This window comes from Paenibacillus sp. FSL H3-0469 (genome assembly GCF_038051945.1).
In the GTDB taxonomy this organism is placed as follows: Bacteria; Bacillota; Bacilli; order Paenibacillales; family Paenibacillaceae; genus Paenibacillus_AQ.
Genome location: NZ_CP150302.1, coordinates 986,893 through 1,005,633, shown reverse-complemented (window position 1 = coordinate 1,005,633; position 18,741 = coordinate 986,893). Strand labels below are relative to the sequence as shown.

Below are 18,741 nucleotides of genomic sequence, written 5' to 3'. Positions count from 1 at the left end.
GAGGGGACACGCATGCTTGCTGTTTCACCTAATATATTTATATAATGAAAGTATTATTTATAATCCGTGATTTTGTATAGGAGATGAGGGCATTGGGGAATTGATACGCAAGGGTTCTCTTCGCGTAATCGAGTCTGACATTTTGAGCAAACGAAGGAGGTGGGCCTATCCAGCCGTACAGATTACGGTGGATAGGAGTATAAATTGAGCGACCCTTTACCCGGTATATTACATGTAGGACTTATTATTTTGCTTGTGCTGCTTAACGGTTTTTTCGTTTCGGTGGAGTACGCGATGGTGAAGGTGCGCAGCGGGCGCATTGAATCGCTGATTGAGGAAGGCAGCAAGAGAGCGCTGGCGGCAAGGAACATTGTCCATAATCTGGATGGATTTCTGTCAGCCTGCCAGCTTGGGGTAACCCTTGCTTCACTTGCACTGGGCTGGCTGGGAGAACCGGCCGTGGCCACGATTGTGGGGCCGCTGGTCAGAGGTCTGGGCTTTGATGAAACGACTGTATTTGTCATCTCCCTGATTATTGCCTTCATGTTTATCACGGTTCTCCATATCGTACTCGGCGAGCTTGCACCGAAGACCATTGCTGTGAACAAGGCTGAGGCGGTGCTTCTGTTAACTGCGGGACCGATGAACGTTTTCTACCGGATCATGTTTCCATTTATCTGGGTGGTTAACGGGCTTGCCCGGGGACTGCTGCGGATCTTCCGTCTGACACCGGCTTCCGAGCTGGCTACTGCGCATACGGAGGAAGAAATCCGCATTCTGATGCAGGAGAGTAACAAAAGCGGCTTGATCGACAACACAGAAATGACACTGGTGGATAATATTTTTGGATTTGCCGACACGATGGCCCGGGAGATTATGATTCCGCGTACCGAGATGATCTGTCTGAACACGCATCTGGAGACGGAGGAGAATCTGGAGATTGCCTTCGACGGCATGAGAACCCGTTATCCGGTCTGTGACGGTGACAAGGACCATATTCTTGGTTTCATTCATATCAAGGATATGATCCGGGAGAAGGCACTGAGCTATAATGAACTGATCCGTCCGATATTGACGGTACCGGAATCGATTCAGATCAGCAGTCTCCTGAAGGTCATGCAGCGTGCCAAGACCCAGATCGCCATTCTTATTGATGAGTACGGCGGTACCTCGGGGATGGTTACACTGGAGGATATTATGGAAGAGATTGTCGGTGAGATTCAGGATGAATTTGACGAGGAGCGTCCCGGCATTGAGCAGCTGGGAGAGGATGAGTACTCCGTTGACGGACTAATGCTGATTGAAGAGATTAACGACAAGCTCGGAATCCATATGGAGACTGATGATTATGATACGATCGGCGGCTGGCTGTATTCCAAGCTGGAGGTCAATCCGCCGCAAAAGGACCAGTCCATTGAGTTCGACAATCATTTATTCGTGGTCGAAGAAACCGATAATAAGCGGATTTCCCGGATTAAGCTGCTGAAGCTGCAGTTATTGACGGAAGAAGCCGGAGCATAAGCTGCTGCATACAATATGAGCATGGCGCTACTATAGCGCTGTGCTTTTTTGTCATTATAAGGATGGATGGTTCTGGCGTTACTGAGATTCGGCCGGATTTAAGGCGGGTAAGGAAGTGTAAATACATGTAATATATCCGATTCAAGAAAGGGGCGGGAGCGTTGGAGCATCCTTTTAACACTTACAATGATCTGCTTGTCCTCTTGTCGGTTGCGATAGCCTTTCTCTCCTGCTTCACGGCGCTGGACCTGACGGAACGTCTGCTTCGCGGCCATCGGAGCTCCCGGTTCATCCTGCTCATCTCCCTGGTGCTTGGCACAGGCCTGTGGAGCATGCATTTCATCGGGATGCGCGCAATGGAAATGGGCGTTCCTGTATCGTATAATCTGCCTCTGCTGGCGTTTTCTCTAGTGATTCCCGTCGCAGCCTCTTATATGCTGTTAGTTATGCTGAATAACCCGCACACCCGCAGCAGGGTCTATCTGGCCATGGGCGGACTCCTGTTCAGCAGCGGCATCCTGATTATGCATTTCAGCGGCATTCTGTCGATGAGACTTACGGCAACGTATGAGCAAGGCGCCTTCTCTATTACACTGGCGGTACTGTTCGCCTTGATCGTCCCGGTGGTCACCGCATCCTATGATCCGAAATGGCTGGAGCAGGCCTATAATATGTTCAGCTTCAAAAAGCTGCTGCTTGTCCTGACCCTGACCGGCGCGTTCACAGGTATTCATTACGCTGCCATGGCAGGCGCTTCATTCCCCATAGGAGAACATTCCAGTGCTGCCGGACAAGTGCTCTATTTGCAGGATTCCATACTGGGAATGATCCTCTGCGGCTCTTTCCTGTTCATTGTGTCGATCGTCCTTGCTCTGCTGTACAGGGACCGGCAGCGGATACTCCAGTCAGCAGCCTTCAACGAGCAGCGGTATACCGCACTGTTCGAGCATAACCCTGATATGGTGATCTGTATTGATCCTGCACGCAAGAAGATTATCAGTGCTAATCCTGCTCTGCGGGACATTACCGGATATAGCAGAGAAGAACTGGGGAATTATAAGGCGATACTGTACAGCGAACGGGATGAAACGGCCGTGCGGGATGCCGTAACACGCGCTTCACGGGGGCAGCCCTCCAAGCTGGAGCTGAAGGTCCGGAGCAAAGGCGGGGAGCAGCTGATCTGCAGTGTCACCGTCTTTCCTTTGCTGCATCATACGGAGCAGTGGGTCTATATCGTGGCCGAGGATGTGACCGCCCTGATGAAGTATCAGTATGAGCTGCTGGAGGCGAGGGATGCTGCGGAGAGTGCTGTGACGATGAAAAGCGAGTTCCTCGCCACCATGAGCCATGAGATCCGCACGCCGCTGAACGGCATTATCGGCGTCAACCAGCTGCTGGCTGAGGAGATCAGCAACCCTGAGCATCTGGAGCTCCTGCGGCTTCAGAGTACAAGCAGCCATGCTCTGCTGAATGTGATGAGCGATATTCTCGATATCTCCCGGCTGGAAGCGGATGGCCTCACGCTGAACAAGGATACTTTCGGGCTGAAGGCGCTTCTCCAGGGCTGTATGGACCTGTTCACGGTGAGCACACAAGACAAACCATTAACCCTGAAGCTTGAGATCGAAGAGGGGCTTCCCGACAAGTTCACCGGAGATGCTGCGCGTGTCCGTCAGATTCTGATCAACCTGATCGGCAATGCGGTGAAATTCACGCCATCCGGCACGGTAACGGTTAAGGTGGAGTCCTATGGCGTCAGGGAGGCTGCTCAGGCGCTGCAATTCATGGTGCGCGACACGGGCATTGGCATCTCACCGGATAAGCTGCAGCTGCTCTTCCAGTCCTTCTCACAGGTGGACGGGTCGCATACCCGCAAATACCCCGGGACGGGTCTGGGCCTTGCGATCTGCAAGAAGCTCGTAGACCTGATGCAAGGAGAGATCTGGGCAGAACCGGCAGAAGGGGGCGGCACACAGTTCTTCTTCAGAATTAAGCTGCAGTCACAGGAGCATTCCCCGGAGGTGTTTTTCGGCAAGGATACAGGAGGCGGGGAGTCAGCAGAGGAGAATGAAGCCGTATAAGACAGCGATTGCCAACAAGAGAGTTAACATTATATACTTTGAAAGTAACTATTCTTTTATCACGACAGTCCTGAGGACGGAAAGGAACTCTCTTTGAGCAAAACAAAAAAGAACAATGTCATGGCTCCCCAGATGAGTAAGCAGGAGAAGCGCAGGGCAGAGCAGGAACAGCAGAAGCAGAAAACGAGAATTCTGATCGTGAGTACGGTGGCCATCGTCGTTATTATTTTTGTAGGCTTATTCATGCTTGCTTCGAAGGACTCTTCGCCTGCAGGCACAGACAGTAAGCCGGTTGCCTTCAATTACAGTGAAATGATGCGGCTCGGCAAGGAGGATGCTCCGGTCAAAATTGTGGAATTCGGTGATTTCAAATGTCCGGCTTGCGCCCAGTTCACCGGTGTGATCAAACCGCAGATCGTTCAAGGTTATGTAGATCAGAATAAAGCAGCCTTCTATTTCGTGAATCTGGCCTTCATCGGCAAGGATTCCAGAACGGCCTCCCTGGCAGCGCTATCGGTGTATCATCAGAACCAGGAAGCGTTCTGGAAATACTTCGATGCGATCTATGCCAACCAGGGGAATGAAGACAAGGAGTGGGCTACGCCCGACTTCATGGTGAGTCTCGCCAAGCAGCTGGAGCTGCCGGTGGATTATGACCTGCTGCGCAAGGATATTGATGACCGCACCTATGCGAAGGAACTGGACCGGGATATTCAGCTTGGCTCCGATACGGGCGTAACGAATACGCCATCCTTGTACGTGAACGGCATCAAGGTGAACGAGCCCTTCAATATGGAGGCGATTGACGCCCAGATTCAGGCAGCAACAGCAGCAGCGGGAGCAGGGGCCGCCCAATGACCGCCTTCTCTGCCTTCTGCCGGCGTAATTGTCTCTACTTGGCCTGGTTCGTCTGTGTGGTAGCTGTAGCGGGCAGCCTGTATCTCAGTGAGGTCCTGCATTACGAGCCGTGCAAGCTGTGCTGGTTCCAGCGGATCTTCATGTACCCGCAGTTGTTCCTGCTGGGGATCGCCACCTACCGGGCGGACAAGCGGATCATTCCTTATGTGCTTCCTCTTAGTCTGATCGGCGGCTGCATCTCTATTTATCATTATGCAGAGCAGAAAATTCCGGCGCTCAGCAAGGTGCTTCCCTGCACCATTGGCGTACCGTGCAACAAGGATTATCTGAATTGGTTCGGATTTGTAACGGTCCCTCTGCTTGCACTTATAGCCTTTGCCTTAATCTCCATTCTGCTCTGGACAGGACGCAAAGAGGAGCCTGCAGAGTAAGTAGCTGACGGGCAGAAGGAAGAGAAGAGAATGCCCTTAATTTTAGCAAAAAATATTATACAAAAACCCTGTAAAATCACGTGTTAAAGGGATAATGAAAGAGAATGAAAGATCAAGACATACCGGATGATGAATTTGGTTGTTTTGAGTGCTTTTCATTCTTTTTTCATTTGTTTCCACGCTTTACGGAAGACGCGTTGTAGCTTAATATTAGTCCTTGTGAGAAGTTGAATATGCGCTGAATTTTCCGGATGGAAAAACGGGGGAACCACACTTTGGCCAAGGCCAAAAGGGGTGAATCGGAGCGGGCCGCCAGGGCCTGTAACCGTAGGGCTACCACAGTCCGAATCCGCCAGCTAACCTCGTAAGCCAGCAGTGGGATAATGACCATGCACTCTAAGGCATGCGGATCATTTCCGTATGCTTATTTTGGTGCCTGCATTTATGAAATCCACTTATGAAAACAGCGCAGGGAAACCCGTTTCAACTTAACCAAGAGAGGAACTGTTACTACAATGGTAAGCAAGGTAAAACGACTATTGATCGGGCGTCCGATGAAGTCGAACGAACTCGATCATGAAAAGTTATCCAAGGTGAAAGCACTGGCTGTCCTGTCTTCTGATGCGCTCTCGTCTGTAGCCTACGGAACAGAACAAATTCTAATCGTACTGGTGGCCGCCGGGTTCACCGCCATCTGGTACTCATTGCCAATTGCATTAGCCGTATTGGGCCTGCTGGCTATTCTGATTTTATCCTACCGGCAGACGATCTTCGCTTATCCCCAGGGCGGGGGCGCGTACATTGTCGCCAAAAGCAATCTGGGGGTGCATACCGGCTTATTGGCCGGCGGCTCTCTGCTGGTGGATTACATTCTGACGGTGGCGGTAAGCGCCTCGGCGGGGACGGATGCGATCACTTCAGCTTTTCCAAATCTGCATAATCATAGTGTCCTCATAGCGGTATCTGTTATCTTGCTCTTAACGATTGTTAACCTGCGCGGGGTGACCGAATCGGCTTCGTTCATCGCTATCCCGGTCTATCTGTTCGTCGTCTCCATCTTCGTGCTGATTATCGCAGGGATCTTCAAATATGTAACCGGCGGGGCTCATGCCCAGGTTCCTGAGATTGGCTCGGCGGTGTCGAACGTGAGTATGTTTCTGCTGCTGAAGGCATTCAGCTCCGGCTGTTCGGCTCTGACCGGGGTTGAGGCTGTCTCCAATGCCATTCCAAACTTCAAAGCGCCGGCGGAGAAAAATGCAGCCAAAACGCTGATGCTCATGGGCCTCATTCTCGGGGTGATGTTCACAGGCATTACGCTGCTCGCTTACTGGTACGGCATCATGCCTGATGAGAAGGCTACCGTGGTCTCACAGATTACCGAGTCTACCTTCGGCCGGGGCGGGCTGTACTTCTTCATTCAGGGGATTACGGCGGTTATCCTGTTCCTGGCAGCCAATACGGCATACTCAGCCTTCCCGCTGCTGGCGTTCATGTTCGCCAAAGACAAATATCTGCCCCATGCCTTCATGGTGCGCGGCGACCGGCTCGGCTTCTCCAACGGTATTATTTTCCTCGGCGTCATGTCGGCAGTGCTGGTAGCGGCGTTTCACGGGAATACAGAAGGACTTATTCCATTATATGCAGTAGGGGTATTCATTCCGTTCACGCTATCGCAGCTTGGCATGATGGTCCAATGGTACAGAACGAAGCCGCAAGGCTGGCAGAGCAAGTTCGCCGTGAATACGGTCGGGATGCTAACTACATTAACGATCACCATGATCTTCATCATCACCAAATTCTCCAGCGTGTGGATGGCTTTCATCTTCCTGCCGGTCGTCATTATCGTGTTCCACCGGATTCACCGCCATTATATGAATATTGCCGATCAGCTGCGAATCTGTCCGGCAACAGATAAGCCTTGTATCAAAGGAAGCACCGTAGTCGTTCCTGTCGCCGGTGTGACCCGCGCTGTACTGCATTCGATCAGCTATGCGAAGTCTTTGACCGATAATGTGGTCGCTGTATATGTAGGCTTCGATGAAGAAGAGATTCACAAGATGGAGCAAAAGTGGGAGGAGTGGAACCCCGGAGTTCGCCTGATCGTCCTGCGCTCCCGTTACCGCAGTATTATCCGCCCGCTGGTGAAGTTCATCGATACAGTAGAGTGGAAGACCTCTTCAACGGATCATATTACTGTCCTGATTCCGCAATTCGTGACCAAGCATTGGTGGCAGGCAGTGCTGCATAATCAGACCAGCTTGTTCATCCGCTCTTATTTAATGAATCAGAAGGACATTGTCATCGCCACGGTTCCTTTCCATTTGCATAAATAATATAGAGGATTATAGGAAGACGGCTGTTTCTGCTTATTGCGGAGGCGGCCGTTTTGCCGTTACTATAAGTTATTGGTTGACATAGAGAATGAGAATCAATATCATCAGTATAGACAAGAAGAAAGTAACAGAGCTTTTGCCAATCATGAGGGTAACATACAGGAGGGGTATTCAATGTTTTCGTTCAACCTGCAAGGATCAAGAAGCGGGAAGCTGGCGGTGGCCGGACTTATGACTACAACACTGCTGCTATCCGCTTGCGGAAATAATAATAGCAATGCAGGCAGTAACGGTGGAGCAAGCACTGCACCTGCAGCAACCGTGGAAGCCACTGCGGATGCCACTGCGGATGCCACTGCGGTGCCTGCAGCAACTGCCGCACCTGCGGTGGAGAAGACCGTAACGGATGCGATGGGGCATAAGGTGACTGTTCCCGCTAACCCACAGCGTGTCATTGCTTCTTATCTGGAAGATTATCTGGTAGCACTCGGCGTGACTCCGGTTGCCCAATGGTCTACGAAGAATGGTACTCAGAAATACCTCGATGCTGAGCTTAAGGATGTTCCGCCGATCAGCTATGACCTGCCGCTGGAAGCCGTCACCAGCTTCACTCCTGATTTCCACATCGTCCAGTCGGAAGGCTCGGTTCAGAACGGTCTTTATGACCAGCTGAACAAAATCGCACCAACCTATGTACTGGGCGACGAAGTCAGCAGTGACTGGCGCGCGGCTACGCTCAAAATCGGTGAGCTGCTTAATAAAACACCAGAAGCTGAGAAGGCTATTGCAGACTATGACCAGAAAGCGGCTTCGGCCAAAGCGGCTGTGTCAGCGGCAATTGGTGATGATTCGGTAGCTGTTCTGTGGCTGGTGTCCAAGAATTTCTTCATCGTGGACGAGACCCGCAGCAGCGGTGCAGTATTATATGGCGATCTTGGAGTGAAGCTCCCGAATCTCGTGACCGATATTCCTGCGGAGTCCAGAGCACCGTGGAACCCGATTTCACTTGAGAAATTGTCAGAGCTGACTGCAGAGCATATCATTCTGGTGAACAGTGATAAGGCGGACGGAGCAGAAATTACAGATGGGGCGGTCTGGAAGGGAATTCCAGCCGTTAAGGCAGGGAATGTTCATGAATTCGGCAAAGATACCAGCTGGCTTTACAGCGGTCCTATAGCCAATTCTAAGACCATCGATGATATTCTGAGCAGTTTTGTCAAATAGGTTCTTTACCGGCCGGAGAAATGTGCAGGCTTTTATGTCCTCAGGATATAGAAGCCTGCCTCTTTTTTAAGTTGAACAATATTCATATATTTGCGATAATGAGAATCATAATCATTTATATTTCCCTAATAATCCTGATAAGGAGACGGCATATGGCTTCATCCACAGATTCTGCTTTACAAGCTCCTTCTGATGAAGGGAAAACATCTGTCAGGTCGCGGCCGCTTGCTGCTGCTGTTATTCTGGTGCTGGGAATAGCAGCAATTGTCTTCGGCCTGATGGTATCCGTATCGGTTGGTGCGGCGGATATCCGGCTGGCTACTGTATGGGAGGCGGTATTCCGGTTCAATCCGGAGCTGCCCCAGCATCAGGTCATCCGGGAGCTGCGGATTCCCCGGGCTGCCGCAGGGGCGCTGGTCGGCGCATGTTTTGCCGTTGCCGGTGCGATTATGCAGGGGATGACCCGCAACCCGCTGGCGGATTCAGGGCTGCTCGGGCTTAATGCAGGAGCGGGTGTTGGACTGGCCCTGGCTTTTGCCTTCGCGCCAACCTTATCCTTCGCGTACATCATGCTGTACTGCTTCCTTGGAGCGGCTGTGGCCTCACTGCTGGTATTCGGGATCGGTTCGCTCTCCCATAGCGGATTGACCCCGCTTCGGCTGACCCTGGCCGGTGCGGCAGTAAGCGCCATGCTGCTGGCGGTCAGTCAGGGCATTGCGATCCTATTCAGCCTCTCCCAGGATATTGCCTTCTGGATGGCCGGGGGGGTTGGCGGAGCGAGCTGGAAGCAGCTGCAGGTAATCTCACCTTGGGTCGCGGCGGCCCTGATCGGTGCGCTGATGCTGTCGCGTTCGATTACGCTACTGAGCCTGGGCAGAGATGTTGCAGCGGGTCTCGGACAGCGCACCGGTCTGGTACAGACTGCAGGGATGATTATTGTCGTCATCCTCGCCGGAGCGGCGGTCTCCACTGTAGGCCCGATCGCTTTTGTCGGATTAATGGTTCCGCATATCACGCGTTATCTCGTTGGGGTGGACTACCGCTGGATTATTCCCTGCTCCGCAGTCCTTGGAAGTATTCTGGTCCTGGTGGCCGATATTGCGGCCAGGATGATTAATGCGCCATACGAAACACCGATAGGTGCCTTAATTGCAGTATTCGGCGTACCGTTCTTCATCTATCTGGCCGGCAAACGCAAGGGGGAGCTGAAATGAACCGTTCCGCCTCATTCCCTCCAGCCAAGCCGCGCCGTTCCAGGGAGGCTGGTATTCTGACACTGCTTGGAGTGCTTATTGTCATTCTGTTTCTGGTCAGTATGAATACCGGCTTCATGCGTCTGTCACCGCTTGAAGTTCTACATACCCTATCCGGCAACGGCACCAAGCAGCAGCAGCTGATTTTGTTTGATTTCCGGCTGCCGCGGATCGTGATTTCCTTGCTGATTGGTGCAGGCTTCGCGGTAGCCGGAGCAATTCTGCAAGGCTTGTCGCGTAATGCTCTCGCTGAGCCTTCCACCCTGGGGATCAATGCCGGAGCCGGATTCGCCGTACTGATCTTTATCTCCTTTGTACCGGCTACTACAGCAGCTCCGATCCTTGTGCTTCCGCTACTGGCGCTGGCAGGGGCCTCGCTTACTGCAACACTGATCTACTTCCTGTCTTACAGGAGGGAGGATGGACTCTCGCCGACACGGCTGATCCTGATCGGGATTGCTGTGGGTGCCGGGATATATGCTTTCCAGCTTATTTTGTCATTAAGACTCGATCCGCAGAATTATCAGTTCGTAGCCATCTGGCTGGCCGGCAAAATCTGGGGCGGAGACTGGCGGTTTGTGCTGGCTTTGCTGCCCTGGATATTGATCCTGCTGCCCTTCGCATTCTACAAAGCCCGGGTGCTCAACGTACTGAATCTGGGCGATGAGCTCTCCAAGGGACTCGGCCTGCCGCTCGAACGGGAACGGCGGTGGCTGCTGGCGGCGGCTGTTGCACTTGCAGGAGCCTGTGTATCGGTAAGCGGCAGCATTGGTTTTGTCGGGCTGATCGCGCCGCACCTGGCCCGCAGGCTGGTCGGCCCGCGCCATCAGATCCTGCTGCCTGCGGCTGCCCTGATCGGAGCCCTGCTGCTGCTTACGGCAGATACGATCGGGCGCTGGGTAATGCAGCCTGCGGAGGTACCTGCTGGTATCGTAGTAGCGATTATTGGAGCACCGTACTTTTTATATCTTTTGGCCACGTCGAAAGCGTAATACAGAGATGTATATTATAAAAATCTAAGGAGTGTGTATCATGTCGGAACGTTTAAATACAGAACAGCTGAGCATCGGATATGCGGAGACAATGATTGTGAAGGGGCTGAATCTGTCGCTTCCGACAGGAAAGATTACGGCGCTCGTCGGGGCGAACGGCTCGGGGAAGTCCACGATTCTGAAGACGATGGCCCGGATCATGAAGCCGAAGAGCGGGAATGTCATGCTGGACGGGAAGTCCATTCATAATCTGTCTACCAAGGAGGTGGCCCGGCAGCTGGCGATTCTGCCGCAGAATCCTACGGCCCCGGATGGCTTAACGGTGTCTGAGCTGGTAGGATATGGCCGGTATCCGCATCAGAAGGGCTTCGGCAGCCTGACGCCTGAAGACCGCAGCATTATTGCCGGTGCGATTGCGCTGACCGGCATGAATGAATTCCGTGACCGGCCGATTGACCGGCTCTCCGGCGGACAGCGGCAACGGGCCTGGATCGCCATGGCACTGGCACAGCAGACAGATATTCTATTCCTTGATGAGCCGACGACCTTCCTGGATATGGCCCATCAGCTGGAGGTGCTTCAGCTGCTGCAGAAGCTGAATGAGCAGGAAGGCCGGACGATCATTATGGTTGTCCATGATTTGAATCATGCCTCCAGATATGCGCAGCATATGGTAGCGATCAAATCCGGCAATGTGATCAGCGAAGGCGCTCCGAACGAGGTAATGACACCGGCGGTGCTGCGGGAGGTATTCGGTATTGAGGCGGATATTGTACCTGATCCGCGTACAGGTGTGCCGCTGTGTCTGCCTTATGAGCTGGCTGCATACAAAGCAGTAGGACTGTAGGACGGCTGCATGAATGAATTCCTGAGGCAAGAATATAGCTCCAAGTTTGATCTCCATTCTGAGGTGCCAGAGGGAGCCGTGTATTCCTGCGCAGCTGCTGAACTGGCAGAAGAGGCTGGGATGAGGGCCTTCATGGAGGCTTACCGGCCGCTGATGAAGGCGCTCGACGATAAAGCGGCCGGTGCGTATTTCGGCGGTTATCTGAGCATAATTGCACTCGCTGTCCAGTATTCCGTGACCGGCTTCTTGTGCGTACCGGATTTCAGTCTACGGAATCTGCATCTGCATCTGGTTCCGGCAGACGGCTACTGCCGTGTTGCCTTTTCGCTTCGTGAATGGGGGATGGTACAAGCTCCGGCAGATGAGCCGGGCCGGAAGGCTTGGCGCAATGAGGTGCTCGCCAGCTTCTACCAGAGCACAGCCGGACCGCTGATCCGTATGGCTTCACAGGTGAGTGGCCTATCGCTTGGGGAGATCTGGGGACAGATGCCGACCAAATTCAATTATTATGCGGAAGCCTTCGCCGCTGAGCTTACTGATCCGCTCCTTCTCCGCCGGCTGGAGGAGGATTACGCCTATCTGAAGGATGATCTGCCCGCTGCCGTATTCGGGATGCCGCGGAATCCTTTCCAGGTGAAGGTGCGGAGAATCGAATCGCTCACGGACCCGGAGCAGACGGTTCAGATGCGTAACCGCTGCTGTATGTATTACCGGACTGAGGGAGGGCGGCTGTGTTATACCTGTCCCCGGATGAAGGAGGAGGAGCGGTCCGCACGGCGGGAGGAATTCCGTTCCGGGCGCGCAGCAGGTGAATAGGGTATAATTGGGAATTTCGAAACATAATAATGCTGTATGCAGCTTCTTAACAGGCTCCTGTCATTGACAAGGGAGCCTGTTCGTTGATAAAGTTGTGGTTGCTGAAGCGTGATTGCCCGGCGATGAGCCCCACCATTATCTTGTTCATAGAGTAGGAGCATGAAGAATGAATATTGACAACATATATGAGGATTTGCAGCCGCTGGTTACCGCAGGCTCACTGAAACGCCGGGAGAGCCTTAAGAATCTGGTCTATACCCGCATGGGCGGCGAAGCAGATATCTTGGCTGTTCCAGTTACATATGAAGAGATCCAGAGCATCTACGCCTATGCCCATAATCATCAGATCCCGCTTACGATTCTCGGCAATGGCTCCAATGTCATTATCCGGGACGGAGGCATCCGCGGCATCGTGCTCCAGACCTCGGATCTGTCAGAGATGGGCATCCGTGACGGGCTGCTCTATGCGCAGTGCGGGGCGAAGATTATCGATGTCTCGCGCTATGCGCTGGAGCAGAAGCTGACCGGTCTGGAATTCGCCTGCGGCATCCCCGGCACGGTAGGCGGGGCTCTGTATATGAATGCGGGAGCCTACGGCGGGGAAGTGAAGGATGTGCTGCACAGTGCGCTCGTGATTGATCAGAACGGCCAGCTCCTCACCCTGCACGGCGATCAGCTGGAATGGGGATACCGCAGCAGCATCTTCGCCAGCGGACAGTATATTGTACTGGAGGCGAGATTCAAGCTGCTTCCAGGCGATCCTGCTGCGATTAAGGCGTCTATGGATGAGTTAACCTATCTGCGGGAATCGAAGCAGCCGCTTGAATATCCTTCCTGCGGCAGTGTATTCAAGCGGCCGCCGGGCCGGTTCGCGGGGCAGCTGATTCAGGAGAGCGGACTCCAGGGTACGCGCATAGGAGGTGCTGAGGTGTCACGCAAGCATGCAGGCTTCATTATCAACGCCGACAATGCTACGGCCAGTGATTATATTGGATTAATCCAGCATGTTCGCTCAGCGGTGAAGCACAAGTTCGATGTGGAGCTGGAGACGGAAGTGGAGATTATCGGGGAAGAATTATAGGCGATAGTTTTCTTGAAAAGAGGGTGCAGTTCTAAGCCGGAAAGTTGGCTTATCACTGCACCCTCTTTCGATTCTTACGGCGTTAGCCGCCGTATAATCAGCTTACGGCCAGCGAATATTTCGCCCGGCCCGTCTGCAGATCCACCTTGGCTTCGGACACTTCATGAAGCTGCAGCCCGCTTACGGCCAGCTCATAGCCCGGCTGCGGCAGGGGCACCAGCTCTCCATCTGCATTCAGGGTATTGCCTGTCCCGCGCAGAATGACCGCACTGTCCAGATAATCATCAATGACATCGTCAGCGTTCCGGTAGTCAACGGTCTCCAGCTTGAAATGGACAGTGTCGAGATCGTCCAGCTCCCGTTTTTCGATGACCAGTGTTGTATCCTTGCGGGCTTCCAGCCAGTCTATAAGCTTCTGTACGTTTGCTTCCATAGTATGATCCCATCCTTCGGTTAATAAGAGATTGTTAATTCTAAGTTACCCCTTTGAGTGCAAATGAATCCGTACAATTTGCTGCCCATATATATATCAGTGGTACTATGCAGGGTGTTTGCCTTCCTTCATTCGTGTGTAAACTATTCTTATGCATTGTAAGGATGCCAATATCCTATCAAGAAGGTGAATCGAATGGGAAACGCATTGTTATGGGGCGCAGTCTCCGGCTCGGCAGTTCTGATTGGGGCTCTCTTGGCCTTATTCCTGCAGATTCGAAGCAAGCTGATCGGCTTCATTATGGCGTTCGGTACCGGGGTGCTGATCGGCGCGGCGGCGTATGAATTGTTAGAGGATTCTGCCAGTGACGGCGGCCTGGCCCCGACGATTATCGGGTTCACCGCCGGAGCAATGGTGTTCACGGTGTTCGACTGGCTGATCTCGCGCAAGGGCGGAGCCGGACGTAAGCGCTCAGCCAGAGCCACATCAGGGAAGAGCGACGCGAAGGGCGGAGGTCTGGCTATTTTCGCCGGAACGGTACTGGATGCAATTCCTGAATCGATCATGATCGGAGCAAGTCTCATTGCGGGTCAGGGCGTTAGCGTACTGCTGGTCATTGCCATCTTCATCAGCAATATTCCCGAGGGCTTATCCAGCACGGCTGGACTGAAGCAGGACGGCTATGGCAAAGGCAAGATTATGCTGCTGTGGCTCGGCGTACTCGCTATCTCCACTCTGGCCTCAGGGGCGGGGTATGCGTTCATGGATCACGCAAGCAGTTATACGGAAGCGGTGATTGCCTCTTTTGCCGGAGGAGGAATTATTGCCATGGTGTCCTCCAGCATGATGCCCGAAGCCTATGAAGAAGGGGGACCGCTCACGGGGTTCATCGCTGCTATGGGACTGCTGTGCTCGCTGATTCTGGATCAGCTGTGAGGGTTGTCAAGCCCGCTGCAATCATGGTATAGTTCAAGACGCACCAAGATAAAGAAGGAATCTGCGCCGCGCGCAGGAGAGGTTCGCGAACTCCCTCTATAAAAAACTAAGCTATCTTAGTAGAGCCAGGTTTTCGAAATCTCGTTCTTCTTTCCAGTTCAGGCTATGAGCCTAGGGAAAAGAGAGGGGTTTTTTGTCATGTCAGAAGGTAGAACGCAAGAGGAAATGCAGGAGGTTACCCTGCTGGGCAACCAAGGCACGCAGTACAAGTTCGGCTATGATCCGGGGATTCTGGAGGCGTTCGATAACAAGCATCCCGGCCGCGATTATTTTGTCAAATTCAACTGTCCCGAGTTCACCAGCTTGTGTCCCGTGACCGGTCAGCCGGATTTCGGGGTGATGTATATCTCGTACATTCCTGATATCCGAATGGTAGAATCGAAGTCACTGAAGCTCTATCTGTTCAGCTTCCGCAATCATGGGGATTTCCATGAGGACTGTGTCAACATTATTATGAATGATCTGATCTCGCTGATGGAGCCGCGTTATATCGAAGTGTGGGGCAAATTCACACCGCGCGGCGGCATTTCCATCGATCCTTACTGCAACTGGGGGCGTCCGGGAACTAAATATGAGGCGATGGCCGGGCACCGGCTGATGAATCATGATCTGTATCCCGAGAAAGTGGACAACCGTTAATCGCAGGAACCAGCTTCACAGAGCCATCAGGAGGAGAGATCATTATGGTAAATAAAAAGGCATTAGTCGTCTTCAGCGGCGGCCAAGACAGCACGACCTGCCTGGCGTGGGCATTGCAGGAGTTCCAGGAGGTTCAGGTGGTCACGTTCAATTATAATCAGCGCCATGCGGCCGAGATTGAAGTCGCCAAGGCAATTGCCGCGAGGTTCGGCGTGAAGCAGCATATTCTGGACCTGGGGCTGCTGAACCAGCTTGCTCCCAACGCCTTGACCCGGGATGATATTGACATTACCGCAGGTGAGGGAGAAGAGCTGCCCAGTACGTTCGTGGATGGACGTAATCTGCTGTTCCTGTCCTTTGCGGCCATTCTGGCCAAGCAGCTTGGCTACTCCAACATTATCACCGGGGTCTGCCAGACGGACTTCAGCGGGTACCCGGACTGCCGTGATGTATTCGTGAAGTCGCTGAATGTCACGCTTAATCTGTCGATGGATGTGGAGTTCGTCATTCATACCCCGCTGATGTGGCTGGACAAAAAGCAAACCTGGAAGCTGGCAGACGAGCTGGGCCAGTTCGATTATGTCCGGGAGCAGACCTTGACCTGCTATAACGGGATCATTGGCAGCGGATGCGGCACCTGTCCGGCATGTCTCCTGCGTCAGCGCGGTCTGGAGCAATATGAGGCAGAGCGTCAGGAGGCGGGACTATAATGCGGGGCGAAGTAGCCGTCTGCAAAATTTTTACCTTCGATGCTGCCCATCAGCTCATCGGACACAAGGGGAAATGCAGCAATCTGCATGGGCATACCTACAAGCTTGAGGTAGTGCTGAAGGGTGTGCCGTCCGTTGAGGAAGGGCAGTCGGATGAAGGTTTCGTGATCGATTTCAGCGATATTAAGGCGGCTGTGCAGGAGGCGGTAGTTGGGCGGCTGGATCATGCTTTTCTGGCGATGGGCAATGAACCTGTGCTGGAGACACTACTCTCGACAGGCTCCAAAGTCGCGCTGCTCTCCTTCCGTACCACGGCGGAGAATCTGTCAGCCTACATTGCCTATGAGCTGAAACGGGCGGCATTGCCGGTGTATTCGGTGAAGCTATGGGAGACTCCTACCTCCTGGGCTGAAGTGCTGGCGGCAGATATACCTGAGGAGGGACCGGCTTACCGTCTGTATGGAGGCTGCGATCATGAGTAGAATCCCTGTGATTGAAATGTTCGGCCCGACGATTCAGGGGGAAGGCGCGGTCATTGGCGTCAAAACGATGTTCGTCCGCACCTACGGCTGCGACTACCGCTGCGGCTGGTGCGATTCCGCCTTCACCTGGGACGGCTCGGCCAAGGATAAAGTGACGATGCTTACGCCGCAGGAGATTCTCTCCGGGCTGCTGGAGCTGGCCGGGGAGAACTTCGGCTGTGTCACCATCTCCGGCGGGAACCCGGCGCTGATCGGGGAGGCCATGGGAGAGTTCATCTCCCTGCTCCACGAACGCGGCATCCAGGCAGCGATTGAGACGCAGGGCAGCAGGTGGCAGGACTGGTTCAGCGACGTTGATGTGCTGACGATCAGCCCCAAGCCGCCCAGCTCCGGGATGCGGACGGACTGGGATCAGCTGGATGAAATTATGCGTAGAGTCGCTGATAACGGCAAGGCTGCACACAGTCTGAAGGTGGTTGTTTTTAACCAGGAGGATTATGAATATGCCCGTAAGGTACATTTCAGGTACCCTGAGGTTCCGCTGTTCCTGCAGCCGGGCAACGATAACGTCACCGAGGAAGGCGACATCTCAGGCCGTCTGCTGGGGCGGCTGGAATGGCTGTTCCAGCTAGTCATTGCAGATCCGCAGATGAACCGTGCACGGGTGCTGCCGCAGCTGCATTCCCTGATCTGGCATAATAAGCGTGGAAAGTAAGATTTTCTCATAAAAATTAGCTATACTTAAGACTGGGCTTCCTGAGCAGGGAGGCCCGGTCTTTTACTATTTGCAGGAAACAGTGGAGGAATTATAATGGAGAATGGTTATTACGCAGGCTGGGGTACACTGGCTCTGATTAATGCCGGACTGGCGCAAGGAAAGAACCGGAGCGGAATGAACTGGTTTCTGTTGTCGTTGCTGCTCGGACCGCTTGCTACATTTATTCTGGTAATCTCTGAGAAGCTTCCAGAGTAGAAGGGTAATATAATTATAGAATCGGACAATAGCTACACGGGGGAGGTATAAGCAATGACGATGCAGGCTATGAAGCCCATCCGGCGTTCCAAGCTGCGGTTATTTGCAGGCAAGCGGTATTTCACCTGGAAAAGATACTGGAAATGGATCACAGCCAGCGGCCGCCTGGCTACAGAACAGTGCAGTGAAGCTCTGCCGTACGAAGCGGCCAGTCATGCTACTCCGCTGCTGCGTAAATTGCGTAATGTGGATATGCAGCTTCAGCACAACAAAATCGTGAACCTGAGGCTCGCGGTGGCGAAGCTGGACGGGCTTGTCATTCAACCGGGCGAGAGCTTCTCGTATTGGCGCAGGATCGGGAAACCGACACGAAGAAAAGGCTACCTGGACGGAATGGTGCTTCATTACGGCGGGTTCCGTTCCGGCACAGGCGGCGGGCTCTGCCAACTGTCCAATCTGATCTACTGGATGACGCTGCATACCCCGCTGACGGTGACCGAGCGGCACCGGCACAGCTATGATGTCTTCCCCGATGAGCAGCGGACCCAGCCCTTTGGCAGCGGGGCTACCTGTGCCTATAATTATCTGGATCTCCAGCTGCGCAATGATACAGAGCATGCCTATCAGCTTAAGCTGCATCTGGATGAGACTCATCTGCGCGGGGAATGGCGCTGTGCAGGACAACAGCTCTACCATTATGAAGTGTATGAAGACGGGCACCGCATCAGCCTGGAGCCGTGGGGCGGGTATATCCGGCGCAACGCGATCCGGCGCAGAGTGCTGACGCATAGCGGAGAGCTGGCCGGTGACGAAGCGGTGGCCGAGAACCACGCGCTGATGATGTATTCTCCGCTGCTGCATGGATAAGGACAAGTGGAAACGGCTTTGCCGTCCTTTTATAGGACGGTACCGTTTCAGCGAGAAATAGAAGGATAAGCTATGGTGTGAAACATATAATTTCTTATATTTGAACAAGTATAAGGCATGGAACCCGTCAGAGGCGGATTCTCTGCCTTTGTTCACGTGCTGAATATCAAAAAAAAGCTGCATTTTTCACCGATTTACGTTAAA

General features: G+C 53.3%; 19 protein-coding genes and 2 riboswitches. Of the genes, 18 read left to right on the top strand and 1 reads right to left on the bottom strand.

Translation table 11 applies throughout. The features are described from left to right. The first annotated feature begins 204 nt into the window (after positions 1-204). The 11 genes from NSS83_RS04270 (at position 205) to murB (ending at position 13,437) form a co-directional block, all read left to right on the top strand. Complete coding sequence (locus NSS83_RS04270; protein ID WP_341347755.1) at positions 205-1,521, top strand: hemolysin family protein; 1,317 nt, start codon at positions 205-207, stop codon at positions 1,519-1,521. A gap of 161 nt (positions 1,522-1,682) precedes the next feature. Further along, entirely contained in the window at positions 1,683-3,602 is a 1,920-nt protein-coding gene (locus tag NSS83_RS04265) for an ATP-binding protein (RefSeq protein ID WP_341347754.1), read from the top strand. A 93-nt stretch (positions 3,603-3,695) separates the two neighbouring features. Further along, on the top strand, positions 3,696-4,460 hold the full coding sequence (locus NSS83_RS04260; RefSeq protein ID WP_341185586.1) for a DsbA family protein: 765 nt from the start codon (positions 3,696-3,698) through the stop codon (positions 4,458-4,460). Further along, complete coding sequence (locus tag NSS83_RS04255; RefSeq protein ID WP_340753415.1) at positions 4,457-4,891, top strand: disulfide oxidoreductase; 435 nt, start codon at positions 4,457-4,459, stop codon at positions 4,889-4,891. Before NSS83_RS04260 ends, NSS83_RS04255 begins: the two co-directional genes overlap by 4 nt. A 226-nt stretch (positions 4,892-5,117) precedes the next feature. After that, a riboswitch (cyclic di-AMP (ydaO/yuaA leader) is annotated at positions 5,118-5,278 on the top strand. A 128-nt stretch (positions 5,279-5,406) separates the two neighbouring features. After that, complete coding sequence (locus tag NSS83_RS04250; protein ID WP_341347753.1) at positions 5,407-7,224, top strand: APC family permease; 1,818 nt, start codon at positions 5,407-5,409, stop codon at positions 7,222-7,224. A 174-nt stretch (positions 7,225-7,398) separates the two neighbouring features. After that, complete coding sequence (locus tag NSS83_RS04245; RefSeq protein WP_341185588.1) at positions 7,399-8,448, top strand: ABC transporter substrate-binding protein; 1,050 nt, start codon at positions 7,399-7,401, stop codon at positions 8,446-8,448. A gap of 152 nt (positions 8,449-8,600) precedes the next feature. Further along, the gene (locus NSS83_RS04240; RefSeq protein WP_341347752.1) at positions 8,601-9,662 is read left to right on the top strand and encodes an iron ABC transporter permease; all 1,062 of its coding nucleotides are present in this window, start codon (positions 8,601-8,603) and stop codon (positions 9,660-9,662) included. Beyond that, a complete protein-coding gene (locus tag NSS83_RS04235; RefSeq protein WP_341347751.1) occupies positions 9,659-10,693 on the top strand; it encodes an iron ABC transporter permease in 1,035 nt (344 codons plus the stop codon). The genes NSS83_RS04240 and NSS83_RS04235 overlap by 4 nt, the downstream gene beginning before the upstream one ends. Before the next feature lie 40 nt (positions 10,694-10,733). Next, positions 10,734-11,540 (top strand): ABC transporter ATP-binding protein, encoded by an 807-nt coding sequence (locus NSS83_RS04230; protein ID WP_341185591.1) that lies wholly within the window; start codon positions 10,734-10,736, stop codon positions 11,538-11,540. A 9-nt stretch (positions 11,541-11,549) separates the two neighbouring features. Then, positions 11,550-12,356 (top strand): (2Fe-2S)-binding protein, encoded by an 807-nt coding sequence (locus tag NSS83_RS04225; RefSeq protein ID WP_341185592.1) that lies wholly within the window; start codon positions 11,550-11,552, stop codon positions 12,354-12,356. A gap of 166 nt (positions 12,357-12,522) precedes the next feature. Then, positions 12,523-13,437, top strand: coding sequence for a UDP-N-acetylmuramate dehydrogenase (gene murB / locus NSS83_RS04220; protein WP_341347750.1), 915 nt, complete (start codon positions 12,523-12,525; stop codon positions 13,435-13,437). Between the two features lie 97 nt (positions 13,438-13,534). Here murB and NSS83_RS04215 read toward each other — a convergent pair whose 3' ends face one another. After that, positions 13,535-13,870, bottom strand: a complete 336-nt coding sequence (locus NSS83_RS04215; protein WP_341347749.1) for a hypothetical protein — start codon at positions 13,868-13,870, stop codon at positions 13,535-13,537. A 195-nt stretch (positions 13,871-14,065) separates the two neighbouring features. On the opposite strand from NSS83_RS04215, the gene NSS83_RS04210 reads away from it, so the two are divergent. From NSS83_RS04210 to NSS83_RS04180, 7 genes are all read left to right on the top strand, one after another. Then, positions 14,066-14,806 carry a ZIP family metal transporter gene (locus NSS83_RS04210; protein ID WP_341347748.1) on the top strand — a complete coding sequence of 247 codons (741 nt, stop codon included), beginning with the start codon at positions 14,066-14,068 and terminating at the stop codon, positions 14,804-14,806. Positions 14,807-14,878: 72 nt separating this feature from the next. Beyond that, a riboswitch (PreQ1 riboswitch) is annotated at positions 14,879-14,922 on the top strand. Positions 14,923-15,004: 82 nt separating this feature from the next. Then, on the top strand, positions 15,005-15,505 hold the full coding sequence (gene queF / locus NSS83_RS04205) for a preQ(1) synthase (protein WP_341185596.1): 501 nt from the start codon (positions 15,005-15,007) through the stop codon (positions 15,503-15,505). A 44-nt stretch (positions 15,506-15,549) separates the two neighbouring features. After that, positions 15,550-16,215 (top strand): 7-cyano-7-deazaguanine synthase QueC, encoded by a 666-nt coding sequence (queC, locus tag NSS83_RS04200; RefSeq protein WP_341185597.1) that lies wholly within the window; start codon positions 15,550-15,552, stop codon positions 16,213-16,215. Next, positions 16,215-16,697, top strand: a complete 483-nt coding sequence (locus NSS83_RS04195) for a 6-carboxytetrahydropterin synthase (RefSeq protein WP_341185598.1) — start codon at positions 16,215-16,217, stop codon at positions 16,695-16,697. The genes queC and NSS83_RS04195 overlap by 1 nt, the downstream gene beginning before the upstream one ends. Then, positions 16,690-17,412 carry a 7-carboxy-7-deazaguanine synthase QueE gene (queE, locus tag NSS83_RS04190; RefSeq protein ID WP_341347747.1) on the top strand — a complete coding sequence of 241 codons (723 nt, stop codon included), beginning with the start codon at positions 16,690-16,692 and terminating at the stop codon, positions 17,410-17,412. Before NSS83_RS04195 ends, queE begins: the two co-directional genes overlap by 8 nt. Positions 17,413-17,508: 96 nt before the next feature. Further along, the gene (locus NSS83_RS04185) at positions 17,509-17,670 is read left to right on the top strand and encodes a hypothetical protein (RefSeq protein ID WP_179090458.1); all 162 of its coding nucleotides are present in this window, start codon (positions 17,509-17,511) and stop codon (positions 17,668-17,670) included. A gap of 54 nt (positions 17,671-17,724) precedes the next feature. Continuing rightward, complete coding sequence (locus tag NSS83_RS04180; RefSeq protein WP_341347746.1) at positions 17,725-18,537, top strand: VanW family protein; 813 nt, start codon at positions 17,725-17,727, stop codon at positions 18,535-18,537. Positions 18,538-18,741: the final 204 nt, after the last annotated feature.

Excerpts from the sequence above, each read along its gene's own strand:
- NSS83_RS04255 (WP_340753415.1), top strand. The coding sequence starts at position 4,457 with ATGACCGCCTTCTCTGCCTTCTGCCGGCGTAATTGTCTCTACTTGGCC.
- NSS83_RS04250 (WP_341347753.1), top strand. The coding sequence starts at position 5,407 with ATGGTAAGCAAGGTAAAACGACTATTGATCGGGCGTCCGATGAAGTCG.
- NSS83_RS04240 (WP_341347752.1), top strand. The coding sequence starts at position 8,601 with ATGGCTTCATCCACAGATTCTGCTTTACAAGCTCCTTCTGATGAAGGG.
- NSS83_RS04230 (WP_341185591.1), top strand. The coding sequence starts at position 10,734 with ATGTCGGAACGTTTAAATACAGAACAGCTGAGCATCGGATATGCGGAG.
- NSS83_RS04225 (WP_341185592.1), top strand. The coding sequence starts at position 11,550 with ATGAATGAATTCCTGAGGCAAGAATATAGCTCCAAGTTTGATCTCCAT.
- NSS83_RS04215 (WP_341347749.1), bottom strand. The coding sequence starts at position 13,870 with ATGGAAGCAAACGTACAGAAGCTTATAGACTGGCTGGAAGCCCGCAAG.
- NSS83_RS04180 (WP_341347746.1), top strand. The coding sequence starts at position 17,725 with ATGACGATGCAGGCTATGAAGCCCATCCGGCGTTCCAAGCTGCGGTTA.
- queF (WP_341185596.1), top strand. The coding sequence starts at position 15,005 with ATGTCAGAAGGTAGAACGCAAGAGGAAATGCAGGAGGTTACCCTGCTG.
- queE (WP_341347747.1), top strand. The coding sequence starts at position 16,690 with ATGAGTAGAATCCCTGTGATTGAAATGTTCGGCCCGACGATTCAGGGG.
- queC (WP_341185597.1), top strand. The coding sequence starts at position 15,550 with ATGGTAAATAAAAAGGCATTAGTCGTCTTCAGCGGCGGCCAAGACAGC.
- NSS83_RS04235 (WP_341347751.1), top strand. The coding sequence starts at position 9,659 with ATGAACCGTTCCGCCTCATTCCCTCCAGCCAAGCCGCGCCGTTCCAGG.
- NSS83_RS04185 (WP_179090458.1), top strand. The coding sequence starts at position 17,509 with ATGGAGAATGGTTATTACGCAGGCTGGGGTACACTGGCTCTGATTAAT.
- NSS83_RS04245 (WP_341185588.1), top strand. The coding sequence starts at position 7,399 with ATGTTTTCGTTCAACCTGCAAGGATCAAGAAGCGGGAAGCTGGCGGTG.
- murB (WP_341347750.1), top strand. The coding sequence starts at position 12,523 with ATGAATATTGACAACATATATGAGGATTTGCAGCCGCTGGTTACCGCA.
- NSS83_RS04195 (WP_341185598.1), top strand. The coding sequence starts at position 16,215 with ATGCGGGGCGAAGTAGCCGTCTGCAAAATTTTTACCTTCGATGCTGCC.
- NSS83_RS04210 (WP_341347748.1), top strand. The coding sequence starts at position 14,066 with ATGGGAAACGCATTGTTATGGGGCGCAGTCTCCGGCTCGGCAGTTCTG.